A 22454-nucleotide genomic window follows, 5' to 3' on the forward strand; every position below is an offset into this window, starting at 1 on the left:
TGGTGTAACTTGCCATCAGTGAGGGGTGAAAGAAACTCCATACTGATATAAGTTGTACTTATGTAGAAGGGCGATCAGGTCCTTCGATTTTTTTATCGCCGTACCCTGTTTTTGTTTCTTCTAGTTTCTTGGGCTGTGTTTTATTTTGTTTCTGCTGCTTTTTCATCTTTTGCACCTCCACTAAGTAGTATTCGCATGTTTCATTCCTTTCATTCTCCTTTAATCTTGTCGAATGAGAGGCACGGTGATTGAAAAATACTACTTTATTTGCCGAATCACTTCTAGTTTTGTCAGTGATGAAGGATTGATTAGAGACAAGACGAATAGAGTGTAATAAGACAACATACATTTGGGTTAGATTGTGTACTTTTGCATTATTAAGGAGGACAAACTAATGGATAAAAAGATCATTGCAAAAGAAGAACTGTTAAGCATGCTTACGGAGATTTCTGACCAATTGGAAGAACTGGAAGGGATTTTAGAAACGAGCCTTTCTAAAGCTCGTCAAAATGTCCGAAACGAATACACTGCAAAAATCATCGCTTGTGAAGAAAAAATGACTGCACTTGAGAATGAGGCAGCAAGTACCTTAAAAGAAAATGAAGAACATGGCAATCCAGGTAAATTACATCGTCCAACCAGCATGAAGCTTGAACTAGGATATTAATTAAATTAGAATGACATTATCAGCAGCTTGAAAAATTAAGCTGCGTTTATTTTTGGAGTTGAACGATAAATGAAGGATTATAAAGAGCTTTTACAATTAACGAAAAAATTACTCTCATATGTGGATACCCTTTCATTGAAATATATGAAGGTGAGAGAGACCGGCGAGAGTGGAGACTTTTTCGGAGAAGTAAAACCATTTGCAGATGCAGTGAAGGAAGTAAACGATGAATGGAAAAGGGAAGCATATGAATGGATTAAGGATAGGGGACCAAAAAATTTGTATAATCAGCAAATTGATTCTGCATATGATCATATTGAAACAATTTCGGTACAAGCATTTTTTCCGAACACGAGCCGATCAAGATTTAACGATGTAGTCGCTTCAGCAAAATTCATCCTGACTAGCGTTATTAATGAAATAGAAGGGGAGTCCTTGAAATAAGGACTCCCTTTTAGTGTTTTGAGCATGTGGGAAAAAGATTAGAAGCTTTCAGGAACTTCTGCTCCTTGTGCTTCAAGCTCACGAACTAGCTGCCGATAAACATTAATACAAATATCATTTTGAATATACGCCTTTTTCGTAAAATCTAGTAATTCATTTACATTTTCAGGACTGTAATTTCGCATTTGAAGAAACTTCATGTTTAGTTCGTGAACATTCATTATAATTCCCTCCTCAAATTTGTATAAAAATGCTTTCTACTTTTTATATATACTATCATATAAATAAAGCTGTCCATTATTTTTAAAAAATTTAGACTTCCGACAGGTTATTTCATAATTTGACAAAGTGTTTGAATATCGTTTTATTCACACGATAGGCTATATGAACATAAATTACAGTAATGAATAATTACTTCAAGGAGGAAGTCTGCCCATGTTTGGACGAAGAGGACATCCAGCATATACAGTTCAATTACCTGCTCATCATCCTTACTCAAACATGAATCGCTATGGACCGAGCATGCATAATCATTCAGACCGTCAGCGGCCATCAGCTTATTACCCAAATCCTGCTGATCAGTGGGGGAATTCTTATTCCCCGCAACAAGTACCATTTAATCAAATGCCGCCCCATGGATATAATCCCTATCCAATCTCCCATCCATCAGTAAATCCATACTTTGGGGCGGGTTCTTACCCTAATTATAGCATGCAGCCGTATGGACAGCAGAAACAGCCTAATCATATCCAAAACATTTTTCAAAACCCGCTAGAGCCTGAACCAAACTCTAATTTTTCCAGCTCGAATCAGCCATTTTCTGCAAATCCATATATGAACCCTTATCCTAAACAATCATTTATTGCAAAACAGCCCTCAGGGGTTAAATCGATTATGAATTCCTTTAAAGGTCAAGATGGAACACTAGATATTAATAAAATGGTTGATACAGCTGGTTCAATGATGAATGCTGTAAGCCAGGTCTCTTCAATGGTAAAGGGGCTAGGGGGAATAATAAAAGTGTAGGAAGAATGTAGGGAGAAAAATGGCTTAATGGCCATTTTTTTTCATTTGTAGAATAATACGAATTCACATAATTTTATTGACAATTACTAACATAAAATGAAAAAATAGATTTTGATAAGAAAGGAGGAGTGGATGTGTTAAGAATCATACAGCAAATTATTATTATCTTCCTCTTAATACTTTCATTAGCTGCACTGCCTATGATTATAGAAGTGAACACGGCTGAGAACAAGCTAGAATGGAACATTGAAAAACTGCCTAAAATATATGGCTCATTTATTAGTGAGGTAAGCAAAGGAAGTCTCGGATCATACCAATTGGGCACACAGGTTAGGGACATTGAACAAGATATTGGAGACAACTTTTTTACTAGTTTAAAAGTCATGCTTATCGGGGTAAACGCAAGCATAGCCATTAGTTTACTATTTGGTATTTTCCTTAGTCGTTTCCGGCTAACTAAAATATTCAACTTTTTTATAAATATCTTAGCTGCTATACCTGATTTTATTATCATTATTATGTCAATGATTCTTGCTGTGAAAATTTATAGATGGACAGGTATAAGAGTGATCTCGTTGAGACCAGATGCAGGTGCATTAAATACTTGGTTTCCCACACTGCTTGTTGCCATCGCACCAACGCTCTATTTATTTAAATTGATTGCTGTTAAGTATTTTCAAACGAGCAGCGAAGATTATATTAGAACAGCAGTCGCAAAAGGGATGAGCTTAAATTATATTAATTTCCAGCATGTATATAAAAATATTGAACCGTTCATTACTGCAGAATTAGTTAAAGTTATTTCTTTAGCGATTGGAAACCTTTTTATTATTGAATACATATTAAATGTCTCTGGCATTACAAAGTTTATTTTTCAAAGCAATGAGATTCAGCCGATTGCCATTGGTCTATTTTCCATGCTATTAATTTCAGCTATTGTTTATGTATCAGTAAGACTAGTATTCTATCTATTCAAACGAGGATTTATATATGAATAAACTAATTAAACTCAACTATTCTTTATATATTGGAATAATCTGTGTTTCAATCTTGCTTTTTCTTTGTATATTTGGACCTATGATGGCGTCGCATTCATTGACAGAAACGTTAGAAACTCAATATACGGATGGGAAGGTCATTTCACCGCCAATGGAGCCGTTTGAAACAGTGGACTATCCATTAGGGACCGATAAATGGGGTTATGACTTACTGTCGATGATTTTACATGGGATTCGTTATACAGTGTTTATTGCTTTAGCTATTACATTAATAAAAATGATTGTCGGAACAGTACTTGGTTTATATATTGGGCAGTGGAAAAGGACACCTGGCTGGATGGTTGCTTTTGAAAATGCCTGGAGCTATGTACCTTTATTTTTGATCCTTTACTTTTTTATGAGGCCAATCAATTTTAATAGTCAGCTAGAAACGAGTACACTTTTAGGCTATTTCATTGTAATTGCTTCCATAATTAGTATTCCGAGTATAGTTTCTTCTGTTAGATTGAAAACAGTTGAATTGAATAAATCCGTTTATATTGAGGCAGCTAAAACATTAGGTGCAAGTAATAATAGACTTATTTGGAGACATATTTTTCCGCAATTAAAAGAAACCATCTTAGTTATGTTTATTCTTGAAATTGTCTATGTCATTACTATTATGGGGCAGCTTGCATTAGTAAATATTTTTGTCGGGGGAACGCTCAGGCGTTTTGACCCGCTTATTTATCTTTCTGTGACAAAGGAATTGTCAGGATTAGTTGGTCAGGCCAGATTAAATATATATGGAAATACACATATCCTCATTGTTCCATTAATCGTGTTATTATTTACAACTATTTCATTTAGTTTGCTAGCAAACGGCTTGAAGAATCGTTTTCAATCGAATTATGCCCGGACACCTTGGATAAGAATTGGACAAGTGCCGCGTATGAAGCCTGTTAGAAAAAAGTTTGGTGAAAAACGTAAACTTTGGCCGCCAAGAGGAGAAAGTATAGCAATCCTTGCTTTATTTTTAGTTTTTATTGGAGCTGGCACATATGTGTATTTAACGAAAGATTCAGATGTGGGTGTAAAAAATTACAGTAAAGCTGCGTATGATATACACCTTGCAATGGATGAAAATGGATTGTTTGATACTGAAGCAACCATCCAAGTGAAGAACAAATCAGAAGATGATTGGGATGAGCTAGTATTTTATTTTATTCCCAATGTATTTACAGAGGGACATTCTTTTGACTCAGTTAAGGGTAATGCTACGGTGAAAGTAAAGGAAATAGAAGTAGATGGGGAAAAGGCTGATTACAGTTTGAAAAAGGATACATTAAAGATCGCACTCGCTGACAATATGAAGGGAAAAAGTAAGCATACAGTAAAGGTTGCATATGAATTTACCCCTCCAGAGCAAGGAGTTCGTTTTTCAAAAGAAAAAGATAATTATTACTTAGCTCAATGGTATCCAATGCTTGCGACTTATCAGAATGGCAAGTGGAACAAAGAGGATTATTCTGATGGAATAGAGACCTATCATGTTGGTTTTTCCGATTATAAGGTAACTTATAAGCTTCCAGAAGGCTATTCATTTATTTCCTCCGCGGAAAAGGACCCTAAACCTGAGGCGAATGAGGGAAGTGTGAAAATAAAAAAGATAAGAGATTTTTTTATTGCCGTTACAAAGGACATGGATATCCATGAAGCGACGGCAAATGATGGAGTGAAGATCCGCTTATTTACAAAAATCGATCATGACAAAAATATCGATGAATCATTAAAACTGGCTAAAGATGCCCTATCATTTTATCAAGAAAAAATTGGCGCTTACCCTCATAAACAGTTGGATATCATTCTTGATAACGGACTTTTTATGGAATACCCCGGGATTGTAACAATCAACCCGTATATTCAAGATAGCAATTTCTATCGCCTTTCGATCGTCCATGAAATTGCCCATCAATATTTCTATGGGGTTGTTGCCAATGATCAATATAATGAGGGTTGGGTTGACGAGGGCATAACAGAGTTTGCAACATCGCTGTATTTTTATATCGCGGAAAATCAGTGGGAAGGGCAAGCATTTGCTACTCCTAAGTACCGGATGGAATGGATTAGAGAAGCAGGTTTAGGCAGACAATATTCAAACGTTCCAGTTCATGAATTAAAGGATACAGGATATATATATGGACAGCCTGCAGTTGAATTGCTAAAAATGATGAAGAGTAAGTATCAATTGAATGGTGATGATGTAAAGGAAGTGAGCATGCAGTTCCTTTCAGATTACTATCACCATTTTATGTATAAGGAAGTTGATACCTCAGAATTTATTCGATTTACAAAAGATTACTTCCTAGTTCCATCTGGTTATTTTAATGGCTGGCTTAATAAATAAACAAAAAAACAAGCAGTTCAAAACGCTGCTTGTTTTTTACTCGATTTTATCAATCATTATTTTTTTACCTTTTTGTTTTGGTACTCGAATTTTTAATAAACCATTTTTATAGGAGGCCTTTACTTTATTTTCATCTATTGGCTGTGGGAGAGGTATACTTCTTATTGATTTTTTCATAGAAGTCTGTTTTTTGATCATTTCTTTCTGATCATTTTCTTCTATAATTGATTCTAGGGAAAGGACAGTGATTGTGACATAATTATCAATCACATCAAGTTGGATTTGTTCTTTATTCACACCTGGAAGTTCCGCGGAGATGACGTGTTCATCATCCGTTTCACTCACACTTACCTGAAATGATGATGCAGCAGAAGTGAACGGATTCTTGAAAAATTCATCCATTGTTTGTAATAATCCTCTTACAGGCTTGTCATGGAAAAACTGATTCATTGATTTCATTAAATCCCCAAAAGGCTCATTTTTGTCTTTTTTATTCCGCTCATTCATATTTCCAGCCCCTTTCATAGAAAAGCATAAGCCACCTGTTGGGTGTTTACGCCATGATATCATATGAAAAATAGTGGGTAATTGTTCCAGTTGATGAATAAAAAGAAAGAACCGCAGGAATTTACGATTCATGTTAAATAATTTCTTCTAATAGTCTTTCGGAATCGATAATGATATTGCCGGAAGCATCTGTTTCAATTAATTTATCTTTTTTCAACTTTGTTAATGTCCTGCTGACAGTTTCTCTTGTCGTGCCAATCATATTGGCAAGGTCCTTGTTTGTAAATTCCGCCTTCAAAAGGAATAAACCATTTTCAAGCACATCTCCATGAAGCTTTGCTAAACGTACAAGCAGTTTGATTATTTGTTCATACGTGTTATTTAATACTTGTGCTTCTAGTCGTTCTTGTAAATCAACTATTTTTTCACCAAGTACATTAAATACTTTTATGCATAATTCAGGGTTTTCGATTAATACACTCTCAAACTGGTCAATTGGAACAACGACTAGTTTTGCATTCTCAAGTACTTCTGAGAAAGCCGGATATCCCCCTTTACGGAAGAAGCCGACATGAGGGAACATATCCCCGCTTTTTGCAATGGTGACAATCTGCTCTTTGCCATTAATATCACTTTTATAAATTTTGATCCGGCCGCTTTGAATGAAGTAAACATTTTCAAGCGGATCGTCCTGCATAAAGACGTGGCTTCCTTTCTTCCATTCTCTTGAGATTGAAATACCGACTATTTTGTCCATCTCTTTATCACTAAGCCCGCGGAAAAGGGTAAATTGAGAAAGCATTTTTTTAATTTCGATTGTTTCCATATTTTCACCTCTACTGGTAAAAGCCATTATTACCAATATTGTAACAAAAAAAACATTTGAAAAAAGCGTATTCATGACAAAAATTTGAACGTTATATGAAAGGATTTTATGAAAGGGTAAATTTGGCAGTGGAAATAAGAAAAAAATGAAAGGTATCTCTTTTTTAACGAACGCTTATTCGCTAGAATGATAGGTATGAGGTGAATGAAATGAAAGTGCGAAAAGACCTTAATGAAATAATGAATCATTTAAAAGCAGCAGAATCATTTAAAGAAAACATTGTACATTGGCAAACAATTGAAGAAAAGGAAGCTAGTACGGATGAGCTGCCTTTTGACATACATCCAGCCCTTAGGGAAGCATTACAGAAGCGGGGGATTACAAGACTGTACACTCATCAGAAATCTGCTTATGAAGAAGCTATTCAAGGAAAAAGTATTGTGGCTGTTACTCCGACTGCTTCAGGGAAAACATTATGCTACAACCTGCCAGTTTTGCAAACGATCATAAATGATGCAAATTCTAGGGCATTATATATGTTTCCGACAAAAGCGTTAGCACAGGATCAAAAGAGTGAAATTAACGAAATCATCGAAGAAGCAGGCTTGCCAATTAACAGCTATACATATGATGGAGATACTCCTTCAAATATTCGTCAAAAGGTACGAAAAGCGGGGCATGTGGTAATTACAAATCCGGATATGCTCCATTCGGCTATTTTGCCTCATCATACGAAATGGGTCTCGCTATTCGAAAATCTAAAATATGTTGTGATTGATGAACTCCATATTTACAGAGGTGTTTTTGGAAGTCATGTAGCAAATGTGATCAGACGTTTACAAAGAATTTGCAGGTTTTATGGAAGTAATCCTACCTTTATTTGTACATCTGCGACGATTGCCAATCCGCTTGAGTTAGCAGAAAGCCTCACAGAAAAACGTGTTTCTCTTATTGATAATAATGGAGCACCAAGTGGGAGGAAACATTTTGTCTTTTACAATCCTCCGATTGTTAATCATCCGTTAAATATTAGAAGAAGTGCTACACTAGAAGTAAGAAAACTTGCAAGTGAACTATTGAAAAATAAGGTTCAGACGATTGTTTTTGCAAGAAGCCGTGTGCGGGTGGAGATATTAGTCACTTATCTGCAAGAGCTTATCAAGCATAAATTGGGACCAAAAGCTATACGGGGGTATCGTGGAGGCTATTTGCCAACGGAAAGGCGTGAAATTGAAAAAGGTCTCCGTTCAGGCGAGATATTTGGAGTAGTGAGCACCAATGCACTTGAATTAGGTGTTGATATTGGGCAGCTGCAGGTTTGTATTATGACGGGATATCCTGGAACGATTGCAAGCGCATGGCAGCAGGCTGGACGGGCAGGTAGAAGGCATAGTGAATCCCTTGTGATTATGGTCGCATCAAGCAGTCCTCTTGATCAATTTATCATTCAAAATCCTGATTATTTTTTCAAACGCAGCCCGGAAACAGCCAGAATTAATCCAGATAACCTGATCATCTTAATTGACCATATGAAGTGTGCGGCTTACGAGCTTCCCTTTAAGGCAGGTGAGCGGTTTGGTTCATTTGAAACAGAAGAAGTGCTTGAATACTTAGCTGAAGAGAGGGTTCTTTATCAAAATGGCGATAAATATTACTGGATGAATGATTCATTTCCAGCCCATAATATAAGCCTTCGTTCAGCCTCTCAAGAAAATGTTGTCATCATTGATCAAACTGACGTAGCAAATGTTAAGGTAATTGGTGAAATGGATCGTTTTTCAGCAATGACTTTATTGCATGAGGAGGCTATTTATCTGCATCAGGGTACACAATTTCAAGTAGAACTGCTTGATTGGGAGGAAAAGAAAGCATTTGTAAGAGAAGTCGATGTTGATTATTACACAGATGCTAATCTTGCTGTTCAGCTAAAAGTTCTAGAACAGGATAAACAGCAATCAATTCTTTCAGGAGAAATCGGCTATGGAGATGTTAGCATCATTGCCATGGCAACGATATTTAAGAAAATAAAGTTTGAAACACATGAAAATATTGGTTCAGGACCGATCTCACTCCCAGAAGAGGAACTTCATACAAGTGCTGCTTGGATTTCTTTGCATAAAGAGATAGGGCAGTTCAATCAAGAGAGATTAGAGCAGGGATTAATAGGGACTTCACATGCACTTAAATCAATTGCTCCTTTATTTGTCATGTGTGATCCTCAGGATATCCATGTTGTACCGCAAGTGAAAGCTGCCCATAATGAAAAACCAACAATTTTCTTCTATGATCGCTACCCAGGAGGAGTCGGATTGAGTGAAAAAATATTTGATGGATTCCAGTTTGTTTTAAAAGAGGCTAGTGATCTGGTGAAGAAATGTCAATGTGCCTATGGTTGTCCTTCTTGCATTGGCATTGATTCCTCATCAGAGAACGCAAAGTCTGATGTTCTGAAAGTATTTGAAACGTTCATGAATGGTGAGATTTATGTCAATTAAAAAGAAATTGAATAGACTTAAATCACACCTGTCACATGAAGAGAGTGCAAAAACTGTTCTCAAAACTTTCCAATTCAGCGAAAGTGAAATTCCCTATCTAGATGTTTGGGAAGAAGAAGGGGTGACTCCTTATTTCTTTGATGGTAGCTATTGCCTAATAAGAGAACGAAGGTTTCCAATAGAACAGCAACACGGAATCTATTCATTTTCACAATTTATAACAGCAGTGAATGCCTGGAATGAAAGTGGAATGAAACATCCGCTATCAGCTGCAGGCATTGAACCTGAAAGCTTCGTTTTTTTTGATACAGAAACAACTGGTTTAGGCGGTGGCGTCGGGAATTCAATTTTTATTCTTGGACATGCAAGATTGTCTGGAGAAGAAATTTATTTAAAACAACATATTCTTCCATCCCCAGGAGCGGAAGTCCCTTTATATCAAAGCTTTCTTGAAAGTGCAGACTATACAACGATGGCTACGTATAATGGGAAATCCTTTGATTGGCCACAGGTGAAAACCCAGCATACCTTAATAAGGGAACATGTCCCTAAACTTCCATCGTTTGGACATTTTGATTTATATCATGCATCAAGAAGAATGTGGAAGCATAAATTAGAACGAATGAAGTTGTCCATTGTAGAGAAGGAAGTATTAGGAATTGAACGAAAAGATGATCTTCCAGGCTTTTTAGCACCGATGATCTATTTTGACTTTGTGGAAAGGAAAGATCCACAAGGGATGCTGGGGATATTAAAACATAATGAAATAGATATTTTATCGCTTATCAGTTTATACACACATCTATCATTTCAAATTCTTGGCCTTGATCAAAAACGAACAGCAAAGGAAATGTATGAAATTGGAAGATGGTTTTCGCACGTAGGAAATGCTGAAGCGGCGAAAGTATCATTTTCTCGTTTGGCCAGCAGTACGAATAATGAAGCCATAGCAGCCAAGCATGCACTTGCATTTGAATACAAGAAAGAGAAAAAATGGACAGACGCACTGCATCTCTGGGAGGATGTAGTTGATAAAGGAGAAGATGAGGGGATCAGGCTTGAGGCATGTATTGAATTAGCCAAGATTTTTGAGCATCGAGAAAAGGACCTGCAAAAAGCGATTGATTTTACTAAAATTGCTGAAGCATCCTTTCAAAATTTACAAAGTGCTAAGTACAGTAAAAAAACTATTAGTTATCACGATATCATGAAAAGATTAGAGAGGCTTAATAAGAGATTATATCAATCATTTTGAGAGGTTATCAGATTATTTTAAAAACCCACTATTTCCTAGTTGTTTGTCCATAATGAAAGCTGTAAAATGTATTATTGTGTGATGTATTTAGGCAGGAATAATTTATGTGAGGCTGACTAGCATGTATAAGACAATCTTTTTCATATTTTTTATTGTAATTATCTTTACAGCAGTACTTTTTAGTAACTTTAGAGATAGTTTTTATAGCATGTTTTAAATTCATTTTTAAATTGGGTGTAAATTAGACTTTTTCATTAGTACAAGAATACCCCTTTTAACATAGGCTGTTAATGTAAGTAAACTATGGAGAAAGGGGATCTTTAAATGTATTGCGGACCAAGACCTACTAATGTATTGCCAGCAATTGTTCATCCAACAAAATGCTGTGTAAACAATACGTTTCAAAACAATGTGGTTCCACATATTCATCCAACACATACAACAAATGTAAACCACATTAACTTCCAGCACCAACATTATTTCCCACAAACGCAATCAACTGTGAATCAAGTAACGAATCAGCAGTTTGTTGCAGCACCAGGTCCATTTCCAGGTGGCTTTGGCGGCCCTGGCCCAGGCGGTTTCGGAGGCCCTGGCCCAGGTGGCTTCGGTGTGCCAAGACCGGGCTTTTTTGGTAGATAAGTAGAAAAGCGGAAGCACCCTGATCACCTTTACAAGTACTAGCCAAGTGTCACAAAAATGTGCTGTTTACCATTTTATGAGGATTGGTTGGCGGCTCCGTGAAGGTAAGTGCTGCAGCTAAACAATGAAGCAAGGGCATAGTGCCCTTGTTTCATTATATAATATAATAATTAATGCTAATTTTCCTAATAAAAATAATAATTGACTCTCATTCCCTTTTAAGGCAAAATTTCAAGTATTAGAGCATACATAGAGGGGCTTAAGAATATTGGCAAAGGTTGCGATCATTTCAGGCTACAAGCCTTATGAAGTTGGAATCTTTAAGCAAGATGATCCTGCAGTAGCATATATTAAGAAAGCAATTAAGAATCAGCTAATTTCTTTATTAGAGGAAGGGCTGGAGTGGGTGATAATTAGCGGCCAACTTGGTACTGAATTATGGGCTGCTGAGGTTGTTTTTGAGCTGCAATTAGAAGATTATCCTGAACTGCAGCTAGGTGTGATTACCCCTTTTTTAAACCAGGAGGAAACTTGGAAAGAACAGAATAAGGAATGGTATGAGTCGATTCTTGCTCAGGCAGACTTTATTGACTCTGTTTCAAGAAAACCTTATGAAAACCCTTGGCAATTTCGCTTGAAAAATCAATTTTTTGTTGAAAAAAGTGATGTTCTTCTACTGTTTTATGATACAGAAAAAGAAGGAAGCCCGAAGTACCTATTTGAAACTGCAATAAGGCATAAGGAAAAAAACAATTATGAAATCCGCTTAATCAATTTTTATGATTTACAAGTTATTGTTGAAGAGGAACAAATGAAAGAACAGGACTATTTTTAGAAGAGTAAGAAAAATTGACAAATATGCATATGTTTGAAAAAATATAAATACTGATTGGTGTATATTGAGGTGAGTGTCATGCATTCGGATAAAATTAAATTAACGGCAAAAGATATTTTAGAAAAAGAATTTAAGTCAGGCATGCGAGGCTACAAACCGGAGGATGTCGACAAGTTTTTAGATTTAGTTATTAAGGATTATGAAATGTTTTATCAGGAAATTGAAGATCTGCAGCAGGAAAACATGAGATTAAAGAAACAACTAGACGATGCTTCAAGACGTCCAGCAACATCACAAACTGCTGGTACAACAAATTTTGATATTTTAAAGCGATTATCTAATTTAGAAAAACATGTTTTTGGCAGTAAATTGTACGATTGACATTTTTCTCTATTTTTTCAAGTTGAAAACCATTGCTATATGAGCGAAAGTTGCATATAATAACTTTTGTACTCATTAATGACGTTCGGGTAATCGCTGCAATGAGCATTTTGCTGCATTGTAGAGGAAAGTCCATGCTCGCACGGAGCTGAGATGCCTGTAGTGATCGTGCCTAGCCAATTCATAAGCTAGGGCAGTTTGGCTTTAAGCTGAACTGACGGCAGGGAAAATGCCTAAGTCCTTTGGATATGGCATGACTACCTTGAAAGTGCCACAGTGACGGAGCCTTTTCAGAAATGAAAAGGGTGGAACGAGGTAAACCCCGCGAGCGAGAAACCCAAATAATGGTAGGGGCACTTTCTCTGAGGAAATGAACAAGGAGAAGGACAGGTGACGATAGTTAACCTGTAGATAGATGATTACCACCTAAGTACGAGGCGAATAGCCGTTTGTAGTACAAAGGAACAAAACATGGCTTACAGAACGTTATTAGTGAATAATTTATGAAACATGAATGAAGCTCTCCTTTTTTAAGGGGAGCTTTCTTGTATTTAAGCATAAATACATATATGATAAAAGAATGTGAATGACTTATCAAACGTGATAATAGAAGAAACGTATTTAACTCATAACGTTAGTCGAACAAGGATGAATATATTATGTTGGAGTTTACAAAACAGCAAGATTCACTTAATATCGTTAAGATTGCAACGAAAGTCTTCGAAAATACAAGTGAGGGAGTAATGATTACTGATGCACGAGGCAGAATCATTTCAGTCAATCCCGCATTTGAAATTGTCACAGGTTATAATGCGGAAGAGGTAATTGGAAATAATCCCAACATCCTGCAATCTGGTGTACATGATGAAGCTTTTTATCAAACCATGTGGAACCAAATATATGATATGGGTGTATGGAAGGGTGAAATCTGGAATAAACGCAAAAACGATGAGCTCTATCCGGAGTGGCTGACGATTAGTGTAATTAAAGATGATAACGGGAATATAACAAATTATGTTGGAGTATTTAGTGATATTTCAGATCAAAAATACACAGAAAAACAGCTTAGGTTTTTAGCACATTATGATTCGTTGACAGGTGTTGCGAATAGGTATAGTTTGAATAAACGATTAGAAGGTTTATTACAAACGGCAGAAAGATATAATCAGCAGCTCGCCCTCCTATTTCTTGATTTGGATCGATTTAAGCAAGTGAATGATACGTTAGGACATAATTATGGGGATATGCTTTTAAAACTAGTATCCTCTAGGCTAAAAGATTTACTCAAAAATAAAGATATGATAGCCCGTCTTGGCGGAGATGAGTTTGTCATCGTTCTGCCAAATCTGAAGCACCCAAAGGAAGCAATTCATATTGCTGAACGAATCATTGAGTCTTTATCTCAATCATTTTTGCTTGAAAGTCATGAAGTGTATGTCACGGCAAGTATCGGTATTAGCCTGTATCCGCTTGATGGAATTGATACAGAAACCTTGTTAAAGAATGCAGATAAAGCAATGTATGATGCGAAATCTAGCGGTAAGAACCAGTATGAGCTTTTCCATCAGGACATGCATCAGGATGAATCTAAACAAATGATGTTAGAGACATACTTACGAAAGGCATTGGAACGTAACGAGTTATACCTTGTTTATCATCCTATTGTTGATACAGAATCACTGGAAATTGTTAGTGTGGAAGCACTTGTAAGGTGGAAACAAAAAACACTTGGCGATATCCCTCCATCAGAATTTATCCCTCTTGCGGAAGAGACAGGGCTAATTGTTCCATTAAGTGAATGGATCATTCAAAAGGCATGTGAAGACCTAAATAGCATCCATGTTAAAGGAACAAAAATTAGTATGAATATCAATGTTTCTGCCCTTCATTTTAATCAGGATGGGTTTATAAAATCCTTAAATGAGATTTTCCAAAAGACAAATGTTAGTACAAGACATATTGTCCTAGAGTTAACAGAAAGCATGATCATGCCAAATGCAGTTGAAACAGTAGATAAGCTTGTTAAACTAAAGCAGCTTGGTATAAAATTATCAATAGATGATTTTGGAACTGGCTACTCCTCATTAAGCTACTTAAGCCGCTTTCCTCTAGATACATTGAAAATTGATCAAAGCTTTATTAAAGGAATAGCTATGTACAAAGAGAATAGTTCGATTGTTGAAGCAATCATTATGATGGCTAAGCGCCTGAACTTAAATGTGGTTGCTGAAGGAGTAGAAAATAAGAAACAATACGAACGATTGAAAAAAGAAAAGTGTGACTATATCCAAGGATATTACATAACACAACCACTCCCAAAGCATAAGCTGCTAGCCTTATTACACAATTGGGAAGGGAACAATTTAATTTAAGGGTGAAATTATGTTTGATTTAATTGCAACATCAGCTATGGGGCTTGAAGCCTTAGTAGCAAAGGAAGTACGTGATCTTGGCTATGAATGCGCAGTTGAAAATGGCAGAATCTCATACAAGGGTGATGCAACAGCAATTGCACGCTCAAATCTATGGCTGCGGACAGCTGATAGAATTAGAATAAAGATTGGTGAATTTAGGGCAACAACCTTTGATGAGCTTTTTGAGAAGACGAAAGCACTTCCATGGGAGAACTTTTTGCCCGAAGATGCAGAGTTTCCAGTTACAGGAAAATCGGTCAAATCCAAATTATTTAGTGTATCTGATTGCCAGGCTATTGTAAAAAAGGCGATTGTTGAAAGAATGAGAAAACACTATAAGAAATCAGGCTGGTTTGATGAAAACGGCCCTCTTTTTAAAATCGAAGTGGCACTGCACAAGGATGTAGCTCTATTAACAATCGATGCCAGCGGAAGCGGTCTGCACAAACGCGGGTACCGTGCAGGGCAAGGGGAAGCGCCTTTAAAAGAGACACTTGCTGCTGCCCTTGTTATGCTAACTAATTGGACACCAGATAAGCCGTTTGTAGATCCGTTTTGCGGCTCTGGCACAATTCCTATTGAAGCTGCATTAATTGGTCAAAACATTGCTCCAGGCTTCAATAGAGAATTTGTTTCTGAAGGCTGGCATTGGATTCCTGAAAAGGTTTGGGAAGAAGCTAGGATGGAAACAGAAGATCTTGCGAATTATGATCAGCCGTTAGATATTACTGGAACTGATATCGATCATCGGATGGTGAAGATTGCTGAAGAAAATGCATTTGAAGCTGGACTTGGGGATTTAATACAATTCAAACAAATGCAAGTGAGAGATTTTACTACAATGAAGGAATACGGCGTAATTGTGGGAAATCCCCCATACGGAGAACGCTTAGGAGATAAGGCTGCAGTTGAAAAAATGTATGCAGAAATGGGTGCGGCATTGGCACCTTTAGATACATGGTCGATTTATATACTTACCTCGAATGAACAATTTGAGCAATTCTACGGAAAACCAGCCACTAAGAAGCGAAAGCTCTTTAATGGCTTTATTCGCACAGATTATTATCAATACTGGGGAAAGCGTCCCCCAAGAACAAAGTAAAGAGCATATTTTCTCCTGATCATGAATAACATATATCTATATCAAAAATGTTCAGGAGGCTCTTTTCATGTACAGTGCGAGAATTGATTTTAATAAAATTTCCCAATCTTTATCAGAAACGATCGAAGCAGTTAAAGCGGATCAGAACTTATCACCATCAGCTCTCGAACAGCTGCAAAATGCACAAAATGAACTCCAGCAAGCAATGACTTACTCACTCTCATTCTTACATAAATAGAGAATGAAAAATAATTATAAAAATCCCTGTTTTCTGGCAAACAGGGATTTTTTTATTTTCCATTAAGAAACTTTATTAGTTACCTCTGCATTCGTTCTAAGCTGCTTAAACCTGAGATAGAAGGAGGCTGTCATAACCAGAGACAACGCCCCAAAAATGATGGCCATATGCTGGAGACCTACTGTATCTAGCAAGAAGCCTGTCATTAAAAGGACGACCTGGAAGGTAACACGATCAAGCATATTTCTAAATGAAAAGAATCTGCCGTGAAACTCCTTTGGTACTCTTGTTTGAAAAATGGTTGCAGCTGTTGGGAAGAAGCTGCCAACTGCAAAGCCGAATACTAAAAAGGCCAAAACAGTTAATATCGGTACATCTGCAAAATAAAGCAGGAGCTGTGAGAAGCCGATAACAAATGAAAATAGAAACAGAATCGTATACGGGGAGCTTCTTAAGCTAATTTGCTTTACAAGGAAAGCGCCAAGCATGAAGCCAATCCCTTCAGTAGCGTAAATCCAGCTCTTAATAACTGAACTTTCTTGAATCTCACTAATATTGATGACCATTAAATTAAACCCGCCGATAAACAAAAGTGGGACAAGCGTTAATACTAAGGTCATAAATACAATAGGTAGCCCCTTGATAATCGGAAACACATCCTTAAAGCTAGTGCCAGATGCAGACGCTTTGTTTGAATGGTTCTTTAATTTAGCTGGTTCATTAATTTTCAGGAAGCATGTAATCACGAATAATCCCGCATAGGCTCCTAGAGACATAACATAAAGCATAGATAGCGGCATAATAACTAATAAAATGCCAGCAACCGCAGTTCCTAGTACACGGGAAAGAGTCGACACATTCATGTGCACTCCGTTAAGCTGCAAAAGGTTATTTTCTTCAACAACAAGTGGGATTGCTGCTTGTAAAGCAGGGAAATAGAATGCAGCGGAAATTTGAAGAAAGACAAGAAAGACAACCATCCACCAAACAGAACCCGTTTCAATAGCGATTAACATAAAGACTACACTTACTGTCCGAACGGCTCCTGACACAAGCATAACTGTTTTTTTGTTCATTTGATCAGTCACTTTTCCTGCCCAGGGGCCAACTGCAATACCGGCAAGCAATCCTGCAGCCAGAATAAGTGATTTAACAAAATCAGAAGGGACTTTTTCCTGCATAAACTCAAGATTCCCAATTATACCAAGCCACAGTCCTAACCCGGCAATAAATTCACCGATAAGTAAAATCCATACATTTTTATTATTCCACATAAATCTGCCTCTCGTTCATTTTTATTTCGTCTCTCTAAAGATACTACAAATAATATTAGAAATGAATAAATTTTAGAAATATTTTTGCGGATTAAAGTGAGAAAGGCTGATCATACAGGTGTTTCAGGTCCCATTGGAGTAAGAGTAAGGGGAAAAGGGGTTGTTCATACTTTTGATGAGTCCCAAAACGAGTGAAAAGGTGGTAGGACATCTAGCTATGAAGTCCCAAATCGTGAAAGATCGAAGGAGAAAGGTCGTTCATACGGTTGATGAAGCCCCAAATCGAGTAAGATCGAAGGAAAAAGGTAGTTCATCGGGTTGATGAAGCCCCAAATCGTGAAAGATCGAAGGAAAAAAGTAGTTCATAAGGTTTATGAAGACCCAAATCGAGTAAGATCGAAGAAAAAAGGTCGTTCATTCGGTTTATGAAGACCCAAATCGAGTAAGAAGAAGAGAAAAAGGTCGTTAAAGGTTGATGAAGCCCCTAATCGAGTAAGATCGAAGGGAAAAGGTCCTTCATCGGGTTGATGAAGCCCCAAATCGAGTAAGATCGAAGGAAAAAGGTCGTTCATAAGGTTGATGAAGACCCAAATCGAGTAAGATCGAAGGAAAAAGGTAGTTCATAAGGTTGATGAAGACTCAAATCGAGTAAGAAGAAGAGAAAAAGGCAGTTCATTCGGTCTATGAAGACCCAAATCAAGTAAGAACGGTTGAAAAAGGTAGTTCATCCGGTTGATGAGGACCCAAATATAGTAAGATCGAAAGAAAAAGGTAGTTCATCCGGTTGATGAAGACCCAATTGAGTAAGAGCTATGGAAAAAGGTCGTTCATCCAGCTGATGAAGACCCAAATCGAGTAAGATCCAAGGAAAAAGGTAGTTCATAAGGTTGATGAAGACACCAATTGAGTAAGAGGAATGGAAAAAAGTCGTTCATCCGGTTAATGAAGTCCCAAATATCGTAGAAGAAGGTCATTCATCTGGCTGATGAATGACCCAATCAAGAAAAAGCATGTGAAAAGGACGTTCTTCAGAATGATGAGTGTGAAATCAGTGAAACAAAACAAAATCCTTCTGCATATTGTTATTCATAGTATGTCCATTGATGAACTCCTGCCATTTTGAAATTTTTGCCCAAAATCCTGCGTATCTTCTTTTTAGAATTTATGAGTTTACACCAATCTTGAATGACGTTTGTAGTGATTCTTTTGTTAGGGAAAAGCAGTTTGAATTCCTTCACATTTCTTAATACAGCAGTTTCTATGGATTCTTCGTATCTGCATTCTTGGCAAGTACATATTTTTCCATTAATGGAGACAGAAATAGAGGTGCAATTCCCACAAGTAATTCCTTTTTGCAGCTGTTCATATTTATAAGTAGGAAAAAGCTTAAAAGGAGAGTCTACAATATGGAGGGAAATGATTTTGTCGGCTAACTCTCTGTGTTTTTTATTTACATTGGAGGAGTTCAGGTTCAGTTTTTTCATATGTCTATTAATTTGTGTTGGCAATATAAATGGTTTGTTGAGTGGTGTTTGGTACAAGGTGAATTCGGGGTTGATAAATACGATATTTGCCTTGATGGGGAGATTGAATCCCATGGTTTGAAGGAACTGGCGTAGCAAGGATTCACTTCTATTCAATTGAATTAAAGGGTTATTAATTTCAGACGTAGGTAATTTGTATAACTTGTCTAATTCGTAATAATAGTCCCCTTCATAATTTTTTACTTCGAACAAATAAATAGTATCAGACATAATAATGAGTGAGTCAATTTGGAAGAGGTTGTTATGTTGTTTGAGAAGCAAATCATTTAAGATTAAGCATTCACATTGAAGCTTTTCTGTCCAGGAATCAAACGATCGTTCTCCTTCGTAGCCCTTTTTAAGGGCAAAGTAGAGCTGCTCATCCTTGGGCGATAAACTCATTCGAGCGGCTAAGGATTTTAGTATTAATAAATCAATAGATTCAGTGCGAGGTTTATAAAGCATAGTCCACATCCTTTCCTATTTTTAAAGCTCCAAGTCTATTATAATAAAAAGATGGATGGATTTAGCTTAAATAAATGAAAATTATAGTATAGATTGAAAAACGTTGCTTATTAAGGAGGGAAGACACTGGACAAAATCATCTTATTTGACGGAGAGTGTAATTTTTGTGACTACAGCGTTCAATTTATTCTTAAGAGAGAGAAAGGGGCACTCTACACTTTTGCTTCTCTTCAAAGTAAGGCTGGACAGGCGCTATTAAAAAAATATCGTGTACCTCTAACAATAGACAGTCTTGTTCTGCTTGATGGCAACCGTTGCTACTATAAATCGTCCGCTGCCTTAAGAATCAGTAAAAATTTAAAGGGTGGATGGCCATTATTATCCTTCTTGCTCATTGTACCGAAACCACTGCGGGATTATATTTATAATATTGCGGCAAAGAATAGGTATAAATGGTTTGGAAAAAAGAATAGCTGTACAGTGCTGCCGCCAGAGATAAAAAAACGCTTTTTATAATTGAAAATCTTGCTTGCCTATTTGAGTAAGCGAATCGACGGTACAAATGGTTTCACAGTTTAGAATGGTAAGCGGGTGTCTATACTATGTAGTGAATAAATCTGTTTGGAAAAACGCACCAAATAAGATTCGAATACCAAAGAAAGAGCGGGCAGAAAGCACGCTCTTTCACTATTTTTAACCTATAGAGAAACATTACTTGACACTGTCCCAATATGCGTTAAAATGATTGTTGGTCTTTTATTTATGAAATCGTATAAAATTATAAAATTCCTAGAGCGGATAGAAGTAGAGAACTTAAAGTGTTGGGAGAGGAAACGATCCCAGCCATTGCACCTCTAACCTCCGAACTCTAGAACGGAGGGGTACTATGCAAAACAGGATGCCTTTTGCATTGTCCAAAAGTGAATCTTTTTTTGAGAAGTTAAGCGAGTGGATCGGCGATGTCTTTTACGATATATTGCCAGAAGCAGGCTTTGAATTACGTGATGAACAAATTTTTATGGCTTTTCAGGTAGAAAAGGCTTTTAAAGAAAAAAAGGTTATTTTTGCTGAAGCGGGTGTGGGAACAGGGAAAACCCTTGTTTACTTACTTTATTGTATTGCGTATGCCAGATATGTGAATAAGCCAGCAATTATTGCCTGTGCGGATGAAACATTGATTGAGCAGCTTGTGAAAAAAGAGGGAGACATTGCCAAGCTTGAAAAAGCGCTAGGATTAACTTTTGATGTAAGGCTAGCAAAATCAAGAGATCAGTATCTATGTTTGAATAAGCTTGACCGTGTCATTGCGGCAGAAGATATGGATGCATTTAACTCGATTTATGACAGACTTCCGGAATTCGTCCATTCTGGTTCTTCTATGCAGGTGTTTGAAAAATATGGTGACCGAAAGGAATTTCCAGAGCTCCCAGATGATAAATGGGGAAATATTGCTTGGGATCCCCTGCAAGATTGCTTCACCTGTGAAAAGCGTCATCGTTGTGGACAAACCCTTAATCGTGATTATTATCGAAATGCGAAAGATATCATTATATGTTCCCATGATTTTTATATGGAACATATATGGACGAAGGAATCGAGAAAGAGAGAAGGACAGCTGCCGTTGCTTCCGGAAAGTTCATGTGTTGTTTTCGATGAAGGGCATCTGCTTGAATATGCTTCTCAAAAAGCACTGACATATAGACTGACAGAACAAACGCTTGAAACACTTCTTACAAGATTAATGGAGAATGATGTAAGAGAAAAAACGTTAAATATCATTGATGAAGCAATTATCCAAAATGAACTATTCTTTTCTGCCTTAACGGATGCTTCTTCTGTTACGCAAGGATCGGATAAAAGAACGATTCAAAAAACGCCACAAGTCATGAAGCAAGGAAGAAAGCTGCTAGATCTAATAAGTTCATTAGAAGAAGAGCTTGTGTTTGAAAGTGAAATGTATGTAATTAATGAGTATGATTTAAAAATCGTTGAAGAATATTTGGAACAGATCTCATATTCACTTTCACTTTTCTTAAAGGAATTAAAAGGAATTACTTGGTTTGAAGAGCATGATGGGGAAAGGACACTCGTCATTATGCCGCGTATGGTTGAGGATATTATGAGAGAAGAAGTCTTTTCGCAAAGGAAACCATTTATCTTCTCTTCAGCTACCTTATCGGAAAATAAATCATTTGATTATATGGCAAAAAGCCTTGGAATTGACAATTACCTATCTTTCTCTGTTTCATCCCCATTTGATTATGAGGAGAACATGGTCATTTCGATGCCGAGTTTTTCAGATAAAGATCTTACAGCTAAAATGCAATATGTCCATGAGCAAATTGAAAAGTCAGAGGGCAGAGCATTAGTGTTGTTTACAAATAAACAAGAGCTCACTAGCTTTAAAAAGTATATAACTGGAAAGACCAATCTTTCCTTATACTTTGAAGGGGATGCTGAGATTAGCACCTTAGTATCCAGCTTCCAAAATGATGAGCATTCTGTCCTTTGCTCTGTTCATCTCTGGGAAGGGCTGGACGTTCCGGGGAGATCATTAGAGAATGTGATTCTTTTTGCGTTGCCGTTTCCACCGCATGATCCTGTATTTACAGCAAAGAGGGAAAGTGTAGAAGATCCATTTAAAGAAGTGGATTTGCCATATATGCTCCTTCGATTACGTCAAGGAATTGGCCGATTAATTCGAACACATGAGGATAAAGGAACCGTTCATATTTTAATGAGAGACAATGAAAAAACAGAAGTTATTGAATTCGTGAAGAGTGTGCTGCCTACTGCTTTGTCAGTGAAATAAGAAAATCCCCTCACAATGAGGGGATTTCAGATTGTCGACAAAAGGGGTTCGGAATGGTCTCATTCCGAACCCCTTTTTATAAAAAAATCCTTAATTTTTTACTATTTTAGTTAATTTAACCCTTCCGGGCTTCATCTATTACGCCATTTCTGGACCCTTCCATG

At 36.9% G+C, this 22454-nt stretch carries 20 protein-coding genes and 1 other RNA gene; 16 read left to right on the top strand and 5 right to left on the bottom strand.

Annotated features, from left to right (window positions below):
* The first annotated feature begins 394 nt into the window (after window positions 1–394).
* Together ASU02_RS13600 and ASU02_RS13605 are read left to right on the top strand one after the other, a co-directional pair.
* Window positions 395–667, top strand: a complete 273-nt coding sequence (locus tag ASU02_RS13600; RefSeq protein ID WP_057764463.1) for a hypothetical protein — start codon at window positions 395–397, stop codon at window positions 665–667.
* Window positions 668–736: 69 nt separating this feature from the next.
* Window positions 737–1111, top strand: coding sequence for a YppE family protein (locus tag ASU02_RS13605; protein WP_057764465.1), 375 nt, complete (start codon window positions 737–739; stop codon window positions 1109–1111).
* Between the two features lie 38 nt (window positions 1112–1149).
* Here ASU02_RS13605 and ASU02_RS13610 read toward each other — a convergent pair whose 3' ends face one another.
* Window positions 1150–1332 (bottom strand): YppF family protein, encoded by a 183-nt coding sequence (locus ASU02_RS13610; RefSeq protein WP_053476764.1) that lies wholly within the window; start codon window positions 1330–1332, stop codon window positions 1150–1152.
* 214 nt (window positions 1333–1546) lie between these two features.
* Here ASU02_RS13610 and ASU02_RS25875 point away from each other — a divergent pair, with 214 nt between their 5' ends.
* The 3 genes from ASU02_RS25875 (at window position 1547) to ASU02_RS13625 (ending at window position 5521) form a co-directional block, all read left to right on the top strand.
* On the top strand, window positions 1547–2137 hold the full coding sequence (locus ASU02_RS25875; RefSeq protein ID WP_082631793.1) for a YppG family protein: 591 nt from the start codon (window positions 1547–1549) through the stop codon (window positions 2135–2137).
* Window positions 2138–2271: 134 nt separating this feature from the next.
* The gene (locus ASU02_RS13620; protein ID WP_057764467.1) at window positions 2272–3135 is read left to right on the top strand and encodes an ABC transporter permease subunit; all 864 of its coding nucleotides are present in this window, start codon (window positions 2272–2274) and stop codon (window positions 3133–3135) included.
* Complete coding sequence (locus tag ASU02_RS13625; protein WP_057764469.1) at window positions 3128–5521, top strand: ABC transporter permease subunit; 2394 nt, start codon at window positions 3128–3130, stop codon at window positions 5519–5521. Before ASU02_RS13620 ends, ASU02_RS13625 begins: the two co-directional genes overlap by 8 nt.
* 36 nt (window positions 5522–5557) lie before the next feature.
* Here the strand turns inward: ASU02_RS13625 and ASU02_RS13630 are convergent, their stop codons facing one another.
* The gene (locus tag ASU02_RS13630; RefSeq protein ID WP_057764508.1) at window positions 5558–6028 is read right to left on the bottom strand and encodes an Hsp20/alpha crystallin family protein; all 471 of its coding nucleotides are present in this window, start codon (window positions 6026–6028) and stop codon (window positions 5558–5560) included.
* A gap of 133 nt (window positions 6029–6161) precedes the next feature.
* Window positions 6162–6854, bottom strand: a complete 693-nt coding sequence (locus ASU02_RS13635) for a Crp/Fnr family transcriptional regulator (protein WP_057764471.1) — start codon at window positions 6852–6854, stop codon at window positions 6162–6164.
* Between the two features lie 209 nt (window positions 6855–7063).
* Between ASU02_RS13635 and ASU02_RS13640 the strand changes: the two genes are divergently transcribed.
* The 9 genes from ASU02_RS13640 (at window position 7064) to ASU02_RS26675 (ending at window position 16216) form a co-directional block, all read left to right on the top strand.
* Window positions 7064–9349 (top strand): DEAD/DEAH box helicase, encoded by a 2286-nt coding sequence (locus tag ASU02_RS13640; RefSeq protein WP_057764473.1) that lies wholly within the window; start codon window positions 7064–7066, stop codon window positions 9347–9349.
* Window positions 9339–10604: a ribonuclease H-like domain-containing protein gene (locus ASU02_RS13645; RefSeq protein ID WP_057764474.1), complete on the top strand. Its 1266-nt coding sequence runs from the start codon at window positions 9339–9341 to the stop codon at window positions 10602–10604. The genes ASU02_RS13640 and ASU02_RS13645 overlap by 11 nt, the downstream gene beginning before the upstream one ends.
* A 324-nt stretch (window positions 10605–10928) precedes the next feature.
* Entirely contained in the window at window positions 10929–11246 is a 318-nt protein-coding gene (locus tag ASU02_RS13650; RefSeq protein ID WP_057764476.1) for a CotD family spore coat protein, read from the top strand.
* Between the two features lie 268 nt (window positions 11247–11514).
* Window positions 11515–12081, top strand: a complete 567-nt coding sequence (locus ASU02_RS13655) for a DUF1273 domain-containing protein (RefSeq protein ID WP_057764478.1) — start codon at window positions 11515–11517, stop codon at window positions 12079–12081.
* Window positions 12082–12159: 78 nt separating this feature from the next.
* Complete coding sequence (gene gpsB, locus ASU02_RS13660; RefSeq protein ID WP_057764480.1) at window positions 12160–12462, top strand: cell division regulator GpsB; 303 nt, start codon at window positions 12160–12162, stop codon at window positions 12460–12462.
* Window positions 12463–12543: 81 nt separating this feature from the next.
* Window positions 12544–12946: RNase P RNA component class B (gene rnpB / locus ASU02_RS25880), an RNA gene on the top strand.
* Window positions 12947–13121: 175 nt separating this feature from the next.
* Window positions 13122–14834: a putative bifunctional diguanylate cyclase/phosphodiesterase gene (locus tag ASU02_RS13665; protein WP_057764482.1), complete on the top strand. Its 1713-nt coding sequence runs from the start codon at window positions 13122–13124 to the stop codon at window positions 14832–14834.
* Between the two features lie 10 nt (window positions 14835–14844).
* On the top strand, window positions 14845–15978 hold the full coding sequence (locus tag ASU02_RS13670; RefSeq protein WP_057764484.1) for a THUMP domain-containing class I SAM-dependent RNA methyltransferase: 1134 nt from the start codon (window positions 14845–14847) through the stop codon (window positions 15976–15978).
* Between the two features lie 67 nt (window positions 15979–16045).
* Window positions 16046–16216, top strand: a complete 171-nt coding sequence (locus ASU02_RS26675; protein ID WP_165571500.1) for a hypothetical protein — start codon at window positions 16046–16048, stop codon at window positions 16214–16216.
* A 62-nt stretch (window positions 16217–16278) separates the two neighbouring features.
* Here the strand turns inward: ASU02_RS26675 and ASU02_RS13675 are convergent, their stop codons facing one another.
* Together ASU02_RS13675 and ASU02_RS13680 are read right to left on the bottom strand one after the other, a co-directional pair.
* Window positions 16279–17490: an MFS transporter gene (locus ASU02_RS13675; protein WP_057764486.1), complete on the bottom strand. Its 1212-nt coding sequence runs from the start codon at window positions 17488–17490 to the stop codon at window positions 16279–16281.
* A gap of 1082 nt (window positions 17491–18572) precedes the next feature.
* Window positions 18573–19478, bottom strand: coding sequence for a nuclease-related domain-containing protein (locus ASU02_RS13680; protein ID WP_057764488.1), 906 nt, complete (start codon window positions 19476–19478; stop codon window positions 18573–18575).
* Between the two features lie 126 nt (window positions 19479–19604).
* Between ASU02_RS13680 and ASU02_RS25885 the strand changes: the two genes are divergently transcribed.
* Together ASU02_RS25885 and ASU02_RS13685 are read left to right on the top strand one after the other, a co-directional pair.
* The gene (locus ASU02_RS25885) at window positions 19605–19994 is read left to right on the top strand and encodes a thiol-disulfide oxidoreductase DCC family protein (protein WP_082631794.1); all 390 of its coding nucleotides are present in this window, start codon (window positions 19605–19607) and stop codon (window positions 19992–19994) included.
* Between the two features lie 370 nt (window positions 19995–20364).
* The gene (locus ASU02_RS13685) at window positions 20365–22290 is read left to right on the top strand and encodes an ATP-dependent DNA helicase (protein ID WP_057764490.1); all 1926 of its coding nucleotides are present in this window, start codon (window positions 20365–20367) and stop codon (window positions 22288–22290) included.
* Window positions 22291–22454: the final 164 nt, after the last annotated feature.

The organism is Cytobacillus praedii (genome assembly GCF_001439605.1).
Classification (GTDB): domain Bacteria; phylum Bacillota; class Bacilli; order Bacillales; family Cytobacillaceae; genus Cytobacillus; species Cytobacillus praedii.

Coding starts and splice junctions, on each gene's coding strand:
- ASU02_RS13630 (WP_057764508.1), bottom strand. CDS start 6,028: ATGAATGAGCGGAATAAAAAAGACAAAAATGAGCCTTTTGGGGATTTA.
- ASU02_RS13680 (WP_057764488.1), bottom strand. CDS start 19,478: ATGCTTTATAAACCTCGCACTGAATCTATTGATTTATTAATACTAAAA.
- ASU02_RS13675 (WP_057764486.1), bottom strand. CDS start 17,490: ATGTGGAATAATAAAAATGTATGGATTTTACTTATCGGTGAATTTATT.
- ASU02_RS25875 (WP_082631793.1), top strand. CDS start 1,547: ATGTTTGGACGAAGAGGACATCCAGCATATACAGTTCAATTACCTGCT.
- ASU02_RS13625 (WP_057764469.1), top strand. CDS start 3,128: ATGAATAAACTAATTAAACTCAACTATTCTTTATATATTGGAATAATC.
- ASU02_RS26675 (WP_165571500.1), top strand. CDS start 16,046: ATGTACAGTGCGAGAATTGATTTTAATAAAATTTCCCAATCTTTATCA.
- ASU02_RS13650 (WP_057764476.1), top strand. CDS start 10,929: ATGTATTGCGGACCAAGACCTACTAATGTATTGCCAGCAATTGTTCAT.
- ASU02_RS13600 (WP_057764463.1), top strand. CDS start 395: ATGGATAAAAAGATCATTGCAAAAGAAGAACTGTTAAGCATGCTTACG.
- ASU02_RS13610 (WP_053476764.1), bottom strand. CDS start 1,332: ATGAATGTTCACGAACTAAACATGAAGTTTCTTCAAATGCGAAATTAC.
- ASU02_RS13640 (WP_057764473.1), top strand. CDS start 7,064: ATGAAAGTGCGAAAAGACCTTAATGAAATAATGAATCATTTAAAAGCA.
- gpsB (WP_057764480.1), top strand. CDS start 12,160: ATGCATTCGGATAAAATTAAATTAACGGCAAAAGATATTTTAGAAAAA.
- ASU02_RS13685 (WP_057764490.1), top strand. CDS start 20,365: ATGCAAAACAGGATGCCTTTTGCATTGTCCAAAAGTGAATCTTTTTTT.
- ASU02_RS13645 (WP_057764474.1), top strand. CDS start 9,339: ATGTCAATTAAAAAGAAATTGAATAGACTTAAATCACACCTGTCACAT.
- ASU02_RS13665 (WP_057764482.1), top strand. CDS start 13,122: ATGTTGGAGTTTACAAAACAGCAAGATTCACTTAATATCGTTAAGATT.
- ASU02_RS13605 (WP_057764465.1), top strand. CDS start 737: ATGAAGGATTATAAAGAGCTTTTACAATTAACGAAAAAATTACTCTCA.
- ASU02_RS13670 (WP_057764484.1), top strand. CDS start 14,845: ATGTTTGATTTAATTGCAACATCAGCTATGGGGCTTGAAGCCTTAGTA.
- ASU02_RS13635 (WP_057764471.1), bottom strand. CDS start 6,854: ATGGAAACAATCGAAATTAAAAAAATGCTTTCTCAATTTACCCTTTTC.